This is a genomic window from Streptomyces sp. Tu 2975, assembly GCF_009832925.1.
In the GTDB taxonomy this organism is placed as follows: domain Bacteria; phylum Actinomycetota; class Actinomycetes; order Streptomycetales; family Streptomycetaceae; genus Streptomyces.
The window spans coordinates 2,217,406-2,233,992 of the sequence record NZ_CP047140.1 but is presented as its reverse complement, the minus strand read 5'-3'; the positions used below and the strand labels follow the sequence as shown (position 1 = coordinate 2,233,992).

The window sequence follows — 16,587 nt, the reverse complement described above, 5'->3', positions numbered from 1 at the left end:
GGCATTTGGGGTGTGACTCGGGCCACGTGGATTGGGCGTAACACTCCTCGAGACAGCGCGATGACCTAAGAGGTGACAGCCGAGGAGGGAATACAGCCGCCGCACATGGCGCTGTGACAGCTCCTTGGTTTTGCCCGCGCCACCGGCACATCCGCAGCCCGGTGGTCGTCGGCTCCGGCCCGATCATGGGTGGGGCCGGAAGCCGTTTCCATCGTTCCGAGAGGTTGTTCGTGTCGGCCAGCACATCCCGTACGCTCCCGCCGGAGATCGCCGAGTCCGAGTCTGTGATGGCGCTCATCGAGCGGGGAAAGGCTGATGGGCAGATCGCCGGCGATGACGTGCGTCGTGCCTTCGAAGCTGACCAGATTCCGCCAACCCAGTGGAAGAATGTTCTGCGCAGCCTCAATCAGATCCTCGAGGAAGAGGGTGTGACGCTGATGGTCAGTGCAGCGGAGTCGCCGAAGCGCGCCCGCAAGAGCGTCGCAGCGAAGAGCCCGGCAAAGCGCACCGCCACCAAGACCGTCGCCGCCAAGACCAGCACGGCGAAGACCGTCGCGGCCACCGCGGCGCCGACGGCCGAGACCGTCGAGGTCCCGGCCGACGAGTCTTCGGAGACCGCGCCCGCGAAGAAGGCGGCCGCCAAGAAGGCGACGGCCAAGAAGACGGTGGCGAAGAAGACCACCGCCAAGAAGACGGCGGCGAAGAAGACCACCGCCAAGAAGGACAGCGACGACGCCGAGGGCGAGGAGCTGCTCGACGAGGCCCAGCCCGCGGGCAAGGGCGACGAGGAAGAGCCCGAGGGCGAGAGCAAGGGCTTCGTCCTCTCCGACGACGACGAGGACGACGCGCCCGCGCAGCAGGTCGCGGTCGCCGGTGCCACCGCCGACCCGGTCAAGGACTACCTGAAGCAGATCGGCAAGGTCCCCCTCCTCAATGCCGAGCAGGAGGTCGAGCTCGCCAAGCGCATCGAGGCCGGCCTGTTCGCGGAGGACAAGCTCGCGAACTCCGACAAGCTGGCGCCGAAGCTCAAGCGCGAGCTCGAGATCATCGCCGAGGACGGCCGTCGCGCCAAGAACCACCTGCTGGAGGCCAACCTCCGGCTGGTCGTCTCGCTGGCCAAGCGCTACACCGGCCGCGGCATGCTCTTCCTGGACCTGATCCAGGAGGGCAACCTGGGTCTGATCCGCGCGGTCGAGAAGTTCGACTACACCAAGGGCTACAAGTTCTCCACGTACGCCACATGGTGGATCCGTCAGGCGATCACCCGCGCCATGGCCGACCAGGCCCGCACCATTCGTATCCCGGTGCACATGGTCGAGGTCATCAACAAGCTCGCGCGCGTCCAGCGCCAGATGCTCCAGGACCTGGGCCGTGAGCCCACCCCGGAGGAGCTGGCCAAGGAGCTCGACATGACCCCCGAGAAGGTCATCGAGGTCCAGAAGTACGGCCGTGAGCCGATCTCGCTGCACACCCCGCTCGGCGAGGACGGCGACAGCGAGTTCGGCGACCTGATCGAGGACTCCGAGGCGGTCGTCCCGGCCGACGCGGTCAGCTTCACCCTCCTGCAGGAGCAGCTCCACTCGGTGCTCGACACCCTGTCCGAGCGTGAGGCGGGCGTCGTGTCCATGCGCTTCGGTCTCACGGACGGCCAGCCGAAGACCCTGGACGAGATCGGCAAGGTCTACGGCGTGACGCGGGAGCGCATCCGGCAGATCGAGTCCAAGACGATGTCCAAGCTGCGTCACCCGTCGCGTTCGCAGGTCCTGCGCGACTACCTCGACTAGGCCGCACCTGATCGAGGCGCGGGTACGCGTGCTTACGGCTTCGAAGGGCCCGGATCCCCATGGGGGAGCCGGGCCCTTCGGGTTGGCGCGAGGGTGCGAGAGGCGGCCGGCTGGACGACTCTGGGTGGGATCGGATTCACGCAGAGTCAGGAGACCGTATGCGTCGCCCCACTGCCCGAAGCCTCGCCGGGGTGCCGGCTCTGATCGCAGCAGCGGTCGTGACAACACCGGCGATGTCCTTCCCCGCCGCCGCCGACAGCGTCGTCGTCGGAGGGTACGAGGTTCGTGCCGACGAGAGTCCATGGGTGGTCGCGCTGGCCAGCCGTGACCGGTTCGGCCCAGCGCGGAGCGGACAGTTCTGCGGAGGTGTGGTCGTGGCGCCCACCAAGGTGATGACAGCAGCCCACTGTCTGAGCAACGCCGTCCTCGGAAAGGACGCGGCGTCCGTGCGGGACCTGCGGGTCATCGCGGGCCGCTCGGAGCTCGCCGGTGACGGCGGTCAGGAGGTGCCGGTACGGGATACGTGGGTCACGCCCGCGTACGACCCGGCGACGACCAGTGCCGACATGGCGCTGCTGACCCTCGCGAAGGCACTGCCCGAGGATCATGTGCTGCCGGTGGCGGGAGAGGGGGACCCGGCGTACCAGGTGGGGACGGCCGCGACCGTCTACGGCTGGGGTGACACGCAGGGAAACGGCAGTTACGCGTCGTCGTTGCGGGCGGCGCGGGTGTCGGTCCTGCCGGACGAGACATGCGCCAACGCCTATCCCGGCGGGCAGGGCAGCAGGTACACACGTTCCACGATGCTGTGCGCGGGGGACCCGCGGGGCGGGCACGACGCCTGTCAGGGGGACAGCGGGGGCCCGCTGATCGCCCGGGGCAAGCTCATCGGCCTGGTCTCCTGGGGCAGTGGATGCGGGCGCCCTGACGGCCCTGGCGTCTACACACGGGTCTCAGCTGTGGTGTCGCGGGCGGTCGGAGCCGGCTGACCGGTCCGACCGGACGACACCCGGAAAAAGGTCACGGAACGAGAGCGGGCGGCTTCCCCCGGTGGCCGGGGGAGCCGCCCATCGGCCGGTCCTGGACCGGCCCTTGGCTCGTCGGGATGTGAGGTGTCAGTGATCCTCTTCGCCGGTGTCTGCCGGCACGGCCGTCAGGCGGTCCGTCTCATCCTGTATTTCCGCGGCGATCTTCTTGAGTTCCGGCTCGAACTTGCGCCCGTGGTGGGCACAGAAGAGCAGTTCACCACCGCTGATCAGTACGACGCGCAGATAAGCCTGGGCGCCGCAGCGGTCGCAGCGGTCAGCGGCCGTCAGCGGGCTCGCGGGGGTCAGAACAGTAGTCACGTCGCCTCTTCTCTAGCTCGACGAGCTGTCGTACCAGGGTCAACATCCAACCAGGCCGAAAACGTTCCCGCTCGTGGCTTTTCCTCGAAACTTTTTCCCGAGGTGGCTGTCTGCTGCCGGTTGGCGGCGAATGAGCCGTATTGCTTCGCTCTACGGATTTCGCGTTGCTTGTCTCGTTCGGCCCTCCCGGCCGGGTTGCCGGTTGTTGATGAGGACGTGCCCGGAGCCTAAATGGTTCATGCCCCGATGGGAACGTGATGTGCACGTCACTCCATCGAGGGATCGAACACGCATGCGAAGCTGGACTAGCATGAGAAATCAGGTGGGTGGCGTTACATCGGCTCTACCAGGCCTCGGTACGCTCTGACCGGCGACCGACGCCGGGCCCGTACCCCCCTTGGCCACATTTGAAATTCAGCGAGGAGCGAACCGCGTGACCGCCGAATCGTCCGTGCCGTCCACCGCACTGCTGACAGCAGACCGTGACGGCTCCAACTACACCGCGCGGCACCTGCTCGTCCTGGAGGGGCTCGAGGCGGTTCGCAAACGACCTGGCATGTACATCGGCTCGACCGACAGCCGCGGTCTCCTGCACTGCCTCTGGGAGATCATCGACAACTCCGTCGACGAGGCCCTCGGCGGTCACTGCGACCACATCGAGGTCATCCTCCACGAGGACGGCTCCGTCGAGGTCCGGGACAACGGCCGCGGCATCCCCGTGGACGTGGAGCCCAAGACCGGACTCTCCGGGGTCGAGGTCGTGATGACCAAGCTGCACGCCGGCGGCAAGTTCGGCGGTGGCTCCTACGCGGCGTCCGGCGGTCTCCACGGCGTCGGCGCCTCGGTGGTGAACGCGCTCTCCGCCCGCCTCGACGTCGAGGTCGACCGCGGTGGCGCGACCCACATGATCAGCTTCCGGCGCGGTGTGCCCGGCATCTTCACCGAGTCCGGCCCCGACGCCCCCTTCGACCCGGCGAACGGCCTGCGCAAGGGCAAGCGCGTCCCGAAGGCCAGGACCGGCACACGCGTCCGTTACTGGGCGGACCGCCAGATCTTCCTCAAGGACGCCAAGCTCGCCCTGGAGACGCTGCACCAGCGCGCCCGCCAGACCGCCTTCCTCGTCCCCGGCCTGACCATCGTCGTTCACGACGAGCGCGGCCTGACCGACGCCGGCGGCGAGGGCAAGAGCGTGGAGACCTTCCGCTTCGACGGGGGGATCAGTGAGTTCTGTGAGTACCTGGCCCAGGACAAGCCGGTCTGCGACGTGCTGAGGCTCACCGGTCAGGGCACCTTCAAGGAGACCGTCCCCGTCCTCGACGACCGCGGCCACATGACCCCGACGGAGGTCACCCGCGAGCTCGGCGTGGACATCGCCCTGCGCTGGGGCACGGGCTACGACACCACGCTCAAGTCCTTCGTCAACATCATCGCCACCCCCAAGGGCGGCACCCATGTGACCGGCTTCGAACGCTCCGTGACCAAGACGATGAACGAGGTGCTGCGCTCCGCCAAGATGCTGCGCGTCGCCGAGGACGACATCGTCAAGGACGACGCACTGGAGGGCCTCACCGCCGTCGTCACAGTCCGCCTCGCGGAGCCGCAGTTCGAGGGCCAGACCAAGGAGGTCCTCGGCACCTCGGCGGCCAACAGGATCGTCGCCAACGTGGTGGCCAAGGAGCTCAAGGCCTTCCTGACCTCCACCAAGCGGGACGCGAAGGCGCAGGCCCGCGCAGTGCTGGAGAAGGCCGTGGCGGCCGCCCGTACGCGTATCGCCGCCCGCCAGCACAAGGAGGCGCAGCGCAGGAAGACCGCCCTGGAGTCCTCGTCGCTGCCGGCCAAGCTCGCCGACTGCCGCAGCGACGACGTGGAGCGCAGCGAGCTCTTCATCGTCGAGGGCGACTCGGCGCTCGGCACCGCCAAGCTGGCGCGCAACAGCGAGTTCCAGGCACTCCTGCCGATCCGCGGCAAGATCCTCAACGTCCAGAAGTCGTCCGTCTCCGACATGCTGAAGAACGCCGAGTGCGGGGCGATCATCCAGGTCATAGGGGCCGGCTCGGGCCGGACGTTCGACATCGACGCCGCCCGTTACGGCAAGATCGTCCTGCTGGTCGACGCCGACGTCGACGGCGCGCACATCCGCTGTCTGCTGCTGACGCTCTTCCAGCGCTACATGCGGCCCATGGTGGAGGCCGGCCGGGTGTTCGCCGCCGTGCCGCCGCTGCACCGGATCGAGCTGATCCAGCCGAAGAAGGGCCAGGACAAGTACGTCTACACGTACTCGGACAACGAGCTGCGGCAGACACTGCTCGAGTACCAGCGCAAGGGTGTCCGCTTCAAGGACTCCATCCAGCGCTACAAGGGCCTCGGTGAGATGGACGCCGACCAGCTGGCGGAGACCACGATGGACCCCCGTCACCGCACACTGCGCCGGATCAACATCGGTGACCTGGAGTCCTCGGAGCACGTCTTCGACCTGCTCATGGGCAACGAGGTGGCCCCCCGCAAGGAGTTCATCACCAGTTCCGCGGCCACCCTGGACCGCTCGCGTATCGACGCCTGACGGTCCCGATCGCTCGGGCGGTGCCCACCCGGGGGTGGAGGCGACGACTCCACCCCCGGTCCGATCCGCGGCGCCGGCCTCCTCCGTAGCATCGGTCCGTGACGGAGGGGGACGGACGTGCGTGGTGGCAGGTGGACCCAGTGGCCCAGCCAAGAGGCGCTGTCGCGCATCGGCATCCCCCGAGCCCGGATGGCGCTCGACATGGCGCTTCTCGCCGCCCTGTCCCTGTGGGCCGTCGTCAGCGCGTACTCGTCCGACGTCTTCCATGGCTGGGGCGCCGTGCTGCCCCCGCCGGCCTTCGCGGTCGTCGCGGCCGCAGGTGCCCGCTATCACCTGACGACACTCGCCCACCGCCTGCTGCCCTCGATGGCCCTGGTCGCCGTCTTCGCGGCCGTCGGCTGGGCAGCCTGTCTGGCGGACGTGCCCGTGGCGGCGATGGTGCTGTGGATCGGTGCCTGCGTCATGGCCATGGAACGCCTCCCGCTTGCTGCGGCCTTCGCGGTCGTGGCGGTCATGGTCCCGGGGTTCGCGACGGTCGACGAGAGCGACTGGGGAGCCGCCGCCACGCTCGCCTCGGTCCTGCTCGGGGGCTATGCGCTGCGCCTGGACGCCGAGGCGCGGGGCGCCGGCTTCCGGCTCCTGGCGCAGGAGCGGGCCGCCCGCGAGGCCGAGGCGGTGTCCGCTGCGCTCGCCGAGCGGGCCCGTATCGCCCGTGAGATCCACGATGTGCTCGCGCACAGCCTGTCCGCTCAGATGGTGCACCTGGAGGCGGCGAGGCTGCAGATCGAGCGCAGTCCCGAAGGGTTGTTCCGTGACCAGATCCTGGAGCGGGTGGTGGCGGCGCGTGGCATGGCCAGGGAAGGGCTCGCCGAGACGAGGCAGGCTCTGTCGGCCCTGCGCGGAGAGATGGCACCGGTCGAGGACTTTCTGCGCGAGCTGACCGCCGCCGACGGCGCGCGGACCGAGGTCACGGGCCGGCGGCGGCCGCTTCCCGCCGAGGCTTCGCAAGCTGTGCGGAGAGTGGCCCAGGAAGCTCTGACCAATGTACGCAAGCATGCGCCGGGAGCGGAGGTGCGCATGGAACTCGCCTACCTGGAGGGCGAAGTGTGCCTGGAGGTACGCGACTTCGGGGCACGCGGAAAGGCCGGTGAGCTCAAGGTGTCCGGCGCCGGGTACGGTCTGCTGGGGATGCGCGAACGGGCGGAACTGGCCGGCGGCACCCTGGACGCGGGACCGGAGGGGGAGGGGTTCGTGGTGCGACTTCGGGTGCCGGCATGACCGGGCAGGTTGCCCGGGTGATCGTCGCCGACGATCAGGCGGTGGTGCGCGAGGGGATCGTGATGCTGCTGGGGCTGCTGCCGGGCATAGACGTCGTCGGCTCGGCCAAGGACGGCGCGGAGGCGATCGCGCTCGTCGCCGAACTGGCCCCTGACGTCGTCCTGATGGACCTGCGGATGCCCCGGGTCGACGGCGTGGAGGCCACCCGCCGGATCCGAACCGAATACCCCGCCACCCAGGTCGTCGTGCTCACCACCTACGCGGACGACGACTCGCTCTTTCCGGCGCTGCGGGCGGGGGCACGTGGGTACCTCACCAAGGATGCCGACGGGGACGAGATCGTACGGGCGATCCAGGACGTCGTCGCCGGGCGCGCGGGACTGTCCCCGGTGGTCCAGCAGCGGTTGCTCGAGCAGGTCACCGCGGAGCCGCTGCCTGCCGGCCCCCGGCTGCCCGACGGGCTGACGGCACGCGAGGGCGAGGTGCTGACCCTCATCGCGGAGGGCCTCGGCAATGCGGACATCGCCCGGCGCCTGGGGATCTCCACCGCCACCGTCAAGACCCACATCAACAACCTGTTCGCGAAGGCCGACCTGCACGACCGTGCACAGGCGGTCCGGTACGCCTATCGGGAGGGTCTCGCGAAGCCTCCGGGGACAAACGTCACCTGATGGGGTGAAGACCCCGGAGAGGAGTCCTGGATCTTCCCACTCTGTCCATCCTTGGGCAGGCGGCCGAAACGGTTCGTCGGCAAGGAGAGGTGAGCGTGGAGAAGCAGGAAGGCCCGGACGCCGCTCAAGTGCGGCTCGAGGACCCGTGGTACGACGCACTGGCCTCGGGCTGGAGCGACCGGGACAGCACCGGAGCCCCTGCCCCCGGTGCGCCGCTCGCCGGGGAGGATCCGACGGCCGGACGCAGCGCCGCCGACATCTATCTGGAAGTGCAGCGCAGCGAAGCCTTTCAGGAAGTGCGCGCCCGCTACCGGCGGTTCGTCGTGCCCGCGTCCACCGCCTTCCTCGCGTGGTACCTGGCGTACGTGGTCGCTGCCACGACCGCGCCGGGTCTGATGGCCAGGCCGGTGGCAGGGGCGGTCAATGTGGCGATGGTCGCGGGACTCGCACAGTTCCTGACCACCTTCCTGCTGACCTGGGCGTACACCCGCCACGCCAGGCTCCGGAGGGACCGGGCGGCGCTTGATCTTCGGTGGGACACGCAGGAGATGACGAGAGGGGCCGGGCGTTGAACGGGGACCACCAGGCGCTCGCCCTGCTGCTGTTCTGCGCGTTCATCGCGGTCACCCTCGGTATCACCACCTGGGTGAGCCGCAACAGGCACGGTTCCGCGGAGGAGTTCTACGCGGGCGGGCGGCTGTTCTCCCCGATGGAGAACGGCTTCGCCATCGCCGGTGACTACATGTCGGCCGCCTCCTTCCTCGGCATCTCCGGGCTCATCGCGCTCTACGGCTACGACGGGATGCTCTATTCCGTGGGCTTCCTGGTCGCCTGGCTGGTCGTGCTCCTGCTCGTCGCCGAGCTCGTCCGCAACTGCGGCCGTTTCACCCTGGCCGACGTCGTCGCCGCCAGGATGAAGGAACGGCCGGTCCGCCTCGCGGCGGGCACCTCCTCGGTCACCGTCTCCGTCCTGTACCTGGTGGCGCAGATGGTGGGAGCCGGGAGCCTGGTCGCGCTGCTGCTGGGCGGAACGAGCGAGGCCGCCCGGTCGTGGACCGTCATCGGCGTGGGAGCGCTGATGGTGGTCTACGTGTCCATGGGAGGGATGCGGGCCACCACCTGGATCCAGATCGTGAAGGCCGTGCTGCTGATGGCGGGCGCGATCGCGATGACCGTGCTCGTGCTGATGCGTTTCCACGGCGACTTCAACCAGCTGCTCGACTCCGCTGCCGCACGCAGCGGCCACGGCAAGGACTTCCTCGCGCCGGGCCTCCGGTACGGCGGGGACTGGACCGCCCGGCTGGACTTCATCAGCCTCGGCCTGGCGCTCGTGCTGGGCACGGCGGGACTGCCGCACATCCTGTCCCGCTTCTACACCGTGCCGACCGCGCGGGCCGCCCGCCGCTCGGTCGTCTGGTCCATCGGTCTCATCGGCAGCTTCTACCTGATGACGATCGTGCTCGGTTTCGGAGCGGCCGCCGTGGTCGGCACCGACGAGGTACGGGCGTCCAACGCCGCAGGCAACACCGCCGTGCCGCTGCTCGCCCTCGACCTCGGCGGCGGGGCCGGGTCCACCGGGGGCGCCGTCCTCTTCGCGGTCGTGGCCGCCGTGGCCTTCGCGACCATCCTGGCCGTCGTCGCGGGGATCACGCTGGCTTCCTCGGCCTCCGTCGCGCACGACCTGTACGCGACGCTGCGGCGCCGGCGCGCGGCCGGGCCGACGGGCGCGGAGGACGGCGACGGCCGGTACAGCGAGGTCGCCGTCGCCCGGATCGCCGCCGTCTGCATCGGCGCCGTCGCGATCGCGCTCGGTCTGCTGGCCCGCGACCTGAACGTCGCGTTCCTCGTCGGTCTGGCCTTCGCCGTGGCCGCCTCCGCCAACCTGCCCGTCCTGCTCTATTCGCTGTTCTGGCGGAACTTCACCACGCGCGGCGCTGTCTGGTCCGTCTACGGCGGACTGGTGCCCGCGGTGCTGCTCGTGCTGGTGTCGCCCGTCGTCTCCGGCAGCGAGCGGTCGCTCTTCCCGGGCGTGGACTTCCACGTCTTCCCGCTGGAGAACCCAGGGCTCGTCTCCATCCCGCTGGGCTTCCTGGCGGGCTGGGTCGGCACGGTCGTCTCCTCCGAGCCGCCGGACGCGGCGAAGCACGCCGAGACCGAGGTGCGCGCGCTGACGGGAGCGGGTGCCGTCTGACGCCGGCGTGCGGGCCGTGACGTCCGACGCAGTCCGGGCCGGCGGCGTCAGGTACTCGCCACCCACACGTAACGGTGCTCCGGGCGGCCCGTCTCGCCGTACCTGAGAGACAGCCGCACCCTGCCCGCCCGCTCCAGGAGCTTCAGATAGCGCTGTGCGGTCTGCCGGCTCACGCCCGCCCGTTCCGCGATCTCCTGGGCCGACAACGGGCCGTCGGCGGCCAGCAGCACCTGGCGGACCAGCTCCGCCGTGGTGGGGGAGTGTCCCTTCGGAAGCTCCGGCGCGATCGAGCCGGCCGACAGCGTGCCGAAGATCCGGTCGACCTCGGCCTGCTCGGCCTCGCCACCGCCGTCCAGGGCACGCCGCAACGCCGCGTACGCCTCGAGCTTGGCGCGCAGCCCGGCGAAGTTGAACGGCTTGACCAGGTACTGGAGGGCACCGTGGCGCATCGCCGCCTGGACGGTCGCCACGTCCCGGGCGGCCGTCACCATGATCACGTCCGTCTGGTGGCCGAGCGCGCGCAGCTCACGGACGACCGTCAGCCCGTTCTCGTCCGGCAGGTAGTGATCGAGCAGGATCAGATCGACGGGCGCCTCGGCGATCCTCGCGAGCGCCTCCGTGGCCGAGTGGGCCTCTGCGACGACCCGGAAGCCCGGCACCTTGGCGACATAGGCCGCGTTGATGCGGGCGACCCGGACGTCGTCGTCCACGACCAGTACGTCGATCATCGCGACTGCCGGTCCTCTCGTGAGCCGCCCGCGCCACCCGGAGCTCCGGCCTCTCCCGGATCCGGTGCGTCGAGCGGTCGGGGAATCCGTGGGGGGTCGTCGTCCGGACCGGTCTCGGCCAGGGCGTCGGGCAGTACGACGACGAATTCGGCGCCCTGGGCGGCAGACTCGCGGACCGTGGCGCTCCCGCCCTGCCGCTCGGCGAACCTGCGGACCAGCGGTAGCCCCAGGCCGCGCTTGCCATGGGCCGGCAGTTCCTTGGTGGTCCACCCCTCGGTGAAGATCGATTCGCGGTGCTCTACCGGGACACCGGGACCGCTGTCGGCGACCCGGAGGATCACCGTGCTGCCGACCGTGTGCAGCTCGACCTCTATCCGCGGATCCGGTGTGCCCGCTGCCGCGTCCAGCGCGTTGTCGACCAGATTGCCGACCATCGTCACCAGTCCGCGCGGGTCGACCAGCCGGTCGGGCAGCAGGGTGGCGGGGGCGATCCGCAGCGATACCCCTCGCTCCGCCGCGACCGTCGCCTTGCCGACGAGCAGTGCGGCGAGCAGCGGGTCGTGGATCTTCTCCGTGACCTGCTCCGCGGTGGCCCGGTGCACCCCGACCACCTCGGTGACGAACTCCACCGCCTCGTCGTGCATCTCCAGCTCCAGCAGACCGAGCAGGGTGTGCAGGCGGTTGGCGTGCTCGTGGTCCTGCGCCCGCAGTGCGTCGATCAGCCCGCGGGTGGAGTCCAGCTCCCGGCCCAGCTGCTCCAGCTCCGTGCGGTCGCGGAGGGTGACGACGGCGCCGCCGTCGTCGGTCGGCATCCGGTTGGCGACGAGTACCCGGCTGCCCCGTACCGTCAGCAGGTCGTCGCCGCTCACCCGGCCCGCCAGGACGTCACTGGTGCGTCCCTCGCCGAGCACCTCGTCCAGTGGCCGTCCGGCGGCCTCCGGCCCCACCCTGAGCAGCCGCTGCGCCTCGTCGTTCAGCAGCCGCACCCGCCCGGCCGCGTCCAGGGCGACGACGCCTTCCCTGATGCTGTGCAGCATCGCCTCCCGCTCGGCGAGCAGGGCGGAGATGTCGGAGAAGGCCAGGTCGTGGGTCTGCCGCTGGAGCCTGCGGGAGATCAGGTACGCGGCGAGCGCCCCCACGGCCAGTGCGCCGCCGGCGTAGGCGAGCAGCCCCGGTATCGCCGACAGCAGCCGGGCCCGCACGCTGTCGTACTCGATGCCGACGGACACCGCGCCCACGATCCGTCCGTCCGCGTCGCGCAGCGGCACCTTGCCGCGGGCGGACCGGCCGAGGGTGCCGCTGTCGATCTCCATCACGTCCCGCCCGGCCAGCGCCTCGCTCGGGTCGGTGGACACGATCCGGCCGATCTGCGCGGGGGAGGTGTGGGACCAGCGCACGCCGCGCCAGTCCATGATCACGATGTACTCGGCGCCGGTGGCGTGCCTGATCCGTTCGGCCTCGGCCTGGACCGGGCCGTCGGCGGTCGGCCGGGAGTCGGTCAGGTCCTCGGCGAGCTCGGGTGACGCGGTGGTCTCCGCTATGGCGAGCGCGCGGCGCATCGCCTGGTCGTCGAGCTGGGCGCTGAGCGGGGCGAGGAAAAGGCCGGTGGCCAGTGCGATGACCCCGGTGACGATCGTCAGCTGCATCAGCAGGACCTGTGAGAAGACCCGCTGCGGCCAGCCGAACCGCCGTCGCCGGGCGGGGCGGTCGGGACGGGACTCATGCCTAGGAACGGTAAGGGCAGCGGTCCGCTTTCCGAAATTGTGGCCCCCGCGCAAACAGCTTGCGCTGCTTGCGGTCACTTTTCATTTTCCTGCCAGTGCGAACGAAAGCCGCTGGTGTCGGCAGATGCTGGTCGTGAAACCGGTCGCGAGCTCGGACCTCGTGGCCGCCTCCGTCACGCTCAGGGTGACCGTCGCCGACGACGCCAACGAGCTGCCGGTCAAGCGCGAGAACAACTCCAGCACCCAAGCGCTCTTCGTCGGTCGTGGCGCCGACATGCCGTTCGACATGTACGAGGCCGAGGACGGCACGGCCGGCGGCGGCGCGCAGGTCGTCGGCCCTAACCGGACGGTCGGCGACATCGCGGGTGAGGCGTCGGGCCGCAGGGCGGTCACCCTCGACAGCACCGGCGAGTACGTCGAATTCAGGAGCCGGGCGAGCACCAACACCCTCGTCACCCGCTTCTCCATACCGGACGCGCCAGGGGGCGGCGGCATCGACGCCACCCTGAACGTCTACGTCGACGGCGTCTTCCGCAAGGCGATCGACCTGACGTCCAAGTACGCCTGGCTGTACGGGGCCGAGGCCTCGCCGGGGAACTCGCCCGGGGCGGGGGCTCCACGCCAGATCTACGACGAGGCGCACATCATGCGGGGCGGAACCGTCCCCGCGGGGAGCACGATCAGGCTGCAGAGGGACGCGGCCAACACATCGTCGTACGCGATCGACTTCATCAACCTTGAGCAGGTCGCTCCGGTCGCGAACCCGGATCCGGCGTCGTACGCCGTGCCCGCCGGATTCACCCACCAGGACGTGCAGAACGCCCTGGACCGGGTGCGGATGGACTCGACCGGCAAGCTCGTCGGTGTGTACCTGCCGGCGGGCGACTACCGGACGTCGAGCAAGGGCAAGGTGTTCGACTTCTCCAACGTGTCGGACATCGTCATCGACAACATCTGGAACGAGCACATGGTGTGCCTCTACTGGGGCGCCGACACCGACCGGATCACCGTCAAGAACTCCCGCATCCGGAACATGTTCGCCGACGGCATCAACATGACCAACGGTTCGACCGACAACCTGGTGTCGAACAACGAGGCCAGAGCGACCGGCGACGACAGTTTCGCGCGCTTCTCGGCGATCGACGCGGGCGGCGCGGACATGAAGAACAACGTCTACGAGAACCTGACCTCGATCCTCACGTGGCGCGCGGCGGGCGTCGCCGTCTACGGCGGCTACGACAACACCTTCCGCAACATCCACATCGCCGACACCCTGGTCTACTCCGGCATCACCATCAGTTCGCTGGACTTCGGCTACCCGATGAACGGTTTCGGCACCCGACCGACGACGGTCGAGAACGTCTCCGTCGTCCGGGCCGGCGGCCACTTCTGGGGGGCGCAGACCTTCCCCGGCATCTGGCTGTTCTCCGCGGACAAGGTGTTCCAGGGCATCCGGGTCAGCAATGTCGACATCGTCGACCCGACGTACAGCGGCATCATGTTCCAGACCGAATACGAAGGAGGACAGCCTGAGTTCCCGATCAAGGACACCGTCTTCACCGACATCTCGATATCCGGCGCCCGCAAGAGCGGTGACGCCTTCGACGCAAAGTCCGGCTTCGGACTCTGGGCGAACGAGATGCCCGAGAGCGGACAGGGCCCTGCGGTCGGCGAGGTCACCTTCAACGGCCTGAGGCTCAGCGGCAACGCGCAGGACATCAGGACCGCCACCTCCACCTTCAAGATCAACATCACTCCGTAGGGCGGACAGGGCGAGGTCCGTCGGCGAGCGGGGTGTGGCCCTCGTCGACGATCAGGTCAGCGCAAGCCACTTGCGTGGCTTGCGCTAGCCTTGCGCGTATGACGCGACGACTTGCTCAGGTGGCGAAGAAGGTGGGAGTCAGCGAGGCCACGGTCAGCCGGGTCCTCAACGGCAAACCAGGGGTCTCCGAGGCCACCCGCCAGTCCGTGCTGACAGCGCTGGACGTCCTCGGCTACGAGCGGCCCACCCAGCTGCGGGGTGAGCGGGCGCGACTGGTCGGGCTCGTGCTGCCCGAACTGCAGAACCCGATCTTCCCAGCCTTCGCCGAAGTCATCGGCGGGGCGCTGGCCCAGCAGGGCCTCACCCCCGTGCTGTGCACGCAGACCAAGGGCGGCGTCTCCGAAGCCGACTACGTGGAGCTGCTGCTCCAGCAACAGGTCTCCGGCGTCGTGTTCGCCGGGGGCCTGTTCGCGCAGGCGGACGCCCCGCACGACCACTACCGGCTGCTCGCGGAGCGACGGATCCCCGTCGTGCTCGTCAACGCCTCCATCGACGGCCTGGACTTCCCGTGCATCTCCTGTGACGACGCCGTCGCCGTCGAACAGGCATGGCGGCACCTCGCCTCGCTCGGCCACGAACGCATCGGCCTCGTCCTCGGCCCCGGCGACCATGTGCCGTCCCGCCGCAAGCTGGCGGCCGCGCAGGCGGTGGCAGAGGCGGCCGGGACGGAGCTTCCGGAGGAGTGCGTCGAGCGCTCGATGTTCTCCCTCGAGGGCGGTCAGGCCGCGACCGGGCGGCTCCTGGAGCGGGGCGTCACCGGGATCATCTGCGCGAGCGACCCGCTCGCACTCGGAGCGGTACGCGCCGCCCGGCGGCGCGGGCTCGCCGTACCCGGTGACGTGTCGGTCGTCGGCTTCGACGACTCGGCGTTCATGAACTGCACGGAGCCGCCGCTGACGACGGTGCGACAGCCGATCGAGGCGATGGGGCGTGCGGCGGTCGAACTGCTGACCGCGCAGATCCAGGGCGGCGAGGTGCCGCCGGGAGAGCTGCTGTTCGAGCCGGAACTGGTGGTCCGGGGATCGACGGCGCAGGTGCGGCGACCTTAGCGGCGGGGGGCGGTTCGCCTGCGGCGGGCGTTTCGCCCGTCCAGCCCTTCCCACAACCGGGCTCCTGCCCGGTCCTGCGACCGGGCTTCCGCCCCAACCGGGCTTGTGTCCGGACCCCCGACCGAGTTTCCGCCGCGACCGGGCCCCGCCAGAATTTGCGATGACCGCGCAGCATCTTGCGCAACCGGCCCCGTTCCGGCCGCCCCATATCCTGGGGCCCGAAGTGCAGTCACGCCCCGGAGGTACCGTCTTGAGCGCGTCGCAGATCCCCGTCATCGTCCTCGCGGGCTTCCTGGGATCCGGAAAGACGACCCTGCTCAACCACCTGCTGCGGACCAGCCGCGGCACCCGGATCGGCGCGATCGTCAACGACTTCGGGTCGATCGAGATCGACGCGATGGCGGTGGCCGGACAGCTCGGCGACTCCACCGTCTCCCTCGGCAACGGCTGCCTGTGCTGTGCCGTCGACGCCGGTGAGCTGGACGTCTTCCTCGACAAGCTCACGCGCCCGGCCGTCGGCCTCGATGTGATCGTCATCGAGGCGAGCGGGCTCGCGGAACCGCAGGAGCTCGTACGGATGGTGCTGGCCAGCGAGAATGAACGGATCGTGTACGGCGGTCTCGTCGAGGTCGTCGACGCGGCCGAGTTCGAGCAGACCCGTACACGGCACCCGGAGATCGACCGACACCTCGGCATCGCCGACCTGGTCGTACTGAACAAGGCCGACAGGGCCGGTGAGGCCGCCCTGCGCGAGTTGCGTGAGCGGATCACCGGTCTCGCCGGCGGCGCCGCGGTGATCCCGGCGTCGTACGGGCGGGTCGATGCCGAGCTGTTCTTCGAACCGCGGCCGCCGTCGGAGCGCGTGGGCCAGCTCTCCTTCGACGATGTCCACGACGACGACCACGAACCCCACGCCCACGATTGCGGCGGCACCGGGCATGGCCGGCATCTGCACGCCGCCTACGAGAGCGCCTCGTTCACCTCGGACGATCCGCTCCATCCGCGCCGGCTGCTGGACTTCCTCGACTCACGGCCGGAGGGCCTCTACCGCATCAAGGGGTTCGTCGACTTCGGCGCGCTCGATCCCCGTAACCGCTACGGCGTCCACTCCGTCGGCAGGTTCCTGCGCTTCTACCCCGAGCCCTGGCCGCCGGGGGACGGCGGCCGGCAGACGCAGTTGGTGCTCATCGGCTCCGGCATCGACGCCCCCGCCCTGCTGGCGGAGTTGGACGCCGCACGGGTCGCCGGCGCGCAGGAGGTCCCAGAGGAACACAGCCTGTGGGGGATCCTGCGATACGTACGCGAAGAGTCCTCCGACGAACCGTCCGACATCCGGTCGGGCATGGCGTTCGACGACCCGTCCGAGGATCTCCTGGTGAGCGACCGTCCGGACTGACCCCCGAAGATTCGGCCCGGACGGCCCCTTGCCGCACC

12 protein-coding genes and 1 pseudogene are annotated in these 16,587 nt (G+C 69.7%); 10 read left to right on the top strand and 3 right to left on the bottom strand.

All coding sequences use genetic code 11. The features are described from left to right. The first annotated feature begins 230 nt into the window (after nt 1–230). On the top strand, nt 231–1,784 hold the full coding sequence (locus GLX30_RS09765; RefSeq protein ID WP_159686111.1) for an RNA polymerase sigma factor: 1,554 nt from the start codon (nt 231–233) through the stop codon (nt 1,782–1,784). A gap of 158 nt (nt 1,785–1,942) precedes the next feature. Beyond that, the gene (locus GLX30_RS09760; protein WP_159686109.1) at nt 1,943–2,773 is read left to right on the top strand and encodes a serine protease; all 831 of its coding nucleotides are present in this window, start codon (nt 1,943–1,945) and stop codon (nt 2,771–2,773) included. Nucleotides 2,774–2,899: 126 nt separating this feature from the next. Here the strand turns inward: GLX30_RS09760 and GLX30_RS09755 are convergent, their stop codons facing one another. Further along, nucleotides 2,900–3,130 carry a hypothetical protein gene (locus tag GLX30_RS09755; protein WP_005311020.1) on the bottom strand — a complete coding sequence of 77 codons (231 nt, stop codon included), beginning with the start codon at nt 3,128–3,130 and terminating at the stop codon, nt 2,900–2,902. A 433-nt stretch (nt 3,131–3,563) separates the two neighbouring features. On the opposite strand from GLX30_RS09755, the gene GLX30_RS09750 reads away from it, so the two are divergent. The 5 genes from GLX30_RS09750 (at nt 3,564) to GLX30_RS09730 (ending at nt 9,830) form a co-directional block, all read left to right on the top strand. Then, the gene (locus GLX30_RS09750; protein WP_159686106.1) at nt 3,564–5,690 is read left to right on the top strand and encodes a DNA topoisomerase IV subunit B; all 2,127 of its coding nucleotides are present in this window, start codon (nt 3,564–3,566) and stop codon (nt 5,688–5,690) included. Nucleotides 5,691–5,807: 117 nt separating this feature from the next. Then, entirely contained in the window at nt 5,808–6,968 is a 1,161-nt protein-coding gene (locus tag GLX30_RS09745; RefSeq protein ID WP_244258096.1) for a sensor histidine kinase, read from the top strand. Next, nucleotides 6,965–7,639: a response regulator transcription factor gene (locus GLX30_RS09740; RefSeq protein WP_159686104.1), complete on the top strand. Its 675-nt coding sequence runs from the start codon at nt 6,965–6,967 to the stop codon at nt 7,637–7,639. The genes GLX30_RS09745 and GLX30_RS09740 overlap by 4 nt, the downstream gene beginning before the upstream one ends. 95 nt (nt 7,640–7,734) lie before the next feature. Beyond that, a complete protein-coding gene (locus tag GLX30_RS09735; protein WP_244258095.1) occupies nt 7,735–8,211 on the top strand; it encodes a DUF485 domain-containing protein in 477 nt (158 codons plus the stop codon). Beyond that, nucleotides 8,208–9,830, top strand: coding sequence for a cation acetate symporter (locus tag GLX30_RS09730; RefSeq protein ID WP_159686101.1), 1,623 nt, complete (start codon nt 8,208–8,210; stop codon nt 9,828–9,830). The genes GLX30_RS09735 and GLX30_RS09730 overlap by 4 nt, the downstream gene beginning before the upstream one ends. A 47-nt stretch (nt 9,831–9,877) precedes the next feature. Here the strand turns inward: GLX30_RS09730 and GLX30_RS09725 are convergent, their stop codons facing one another. Further along, on the bottom strand, nt 9,878–10,558 hold the full coding sequence (locus GLX30_RS09725) for a response regulator (protein ID WP_159686099.1): 681 nt from the start codon (nt 10,556–10,558) through the stop codon (nt 9,878–9,880). Beyond that, nucleotides 10,555–12,204, bottom strand: coding sequence for a sensor histidine kinase (locus tag GLX30_RS09720; protein ID WP_159686097.1), 1,650 nt, complete (start codon nt 12,202–12,204; stop codon nt 10,555–10,557). Before GLX30_RS09720 ends, GLX30_RS09725 begins: the two co-directional genes overlap by 4 nt. Nucleotides 12,205–12,445: 241 nt before the next feature. Here GLX30_RS09720 and GLX30_RS09715 point away from each other — a divergent pair. The 3 genes and pseudogenes from GLX30_RS09715 to GLX30_RS09705 form a co-directional block, all read left to right on the top strand. Next, nucleotides 12,446–14,044 (top strand): annotated as a pseudogene (locus tag GLX30_RS09715) (right-handed parallel beta-helix repeat-containing protein); the annotation flags it as partial. 98 nt (nt 14,045–14,142) lie between these two features. Next, a complete protein-coding gene (locus tag GLX30_RS09710; RefSeq protein ID WP_159686095.1) occupies nt 14,143–15,153 on the top strand; it encodes a LacI family DNA-binding transcriptional regulator in 1,011 nt (336 codons plus the stop codon). 250 nt (nt 15,154–15,403) lie between these two features. Next, on the top strand, nt 15,404–16,549 hold the full coding sequence (locus tag GLX30_RS09705) for a GTP-binding protein (protein WP_244258094.1): 1,146 nt from the start codon (nt 15,404–15,406) through the stop codon (nt 16,547–16,549). Nucleotides 16,550–16,587: the final 38 nt, after the last annotated feature.

What these genes read in the sequence shown, in the direction of transcription:
- GLX30_RS09760 (WP_159686109.1), top strand. Translation starts at nt 1,943, where the DNA reads ATGCGTCGCCCCACTGCCCGAAGCCTCGCCGGGGTGCCGGCTCTGATC.
- GLX30_RS09740 (WP_159686104.1), top strand. Translation starts at nt 6,965, where the DNA reads ATGACCGGGCAGGTTGCCCGGGTGATCGTCGCCGACGATCAGGCGGTG.
- GLX30_RS09725 (WP_159686099.1), bottom strand. Translation starts at nt 10,558, where the DNA reads ATGATCGACGTACTGGTCGTGGACGACGACGTCCGGGTCGCCCGCATC.
- GLX30_RS09720 (WP_159686097.1), bottom strand. Translation starts at nt 12,204, where the DNA reads ATGCAGCTGACGATCGTCACCGGGGTCATCGCACTGGCCACCGGCCTT.
- GLX30_RS09710 (WP_159686095.1), top strand. Translation starts at nt 14,143, where the DNA reads ATGACGCGACGACTTGCTCAGGTGGCGAAGAAGGTGGGAGTCAGCGAG.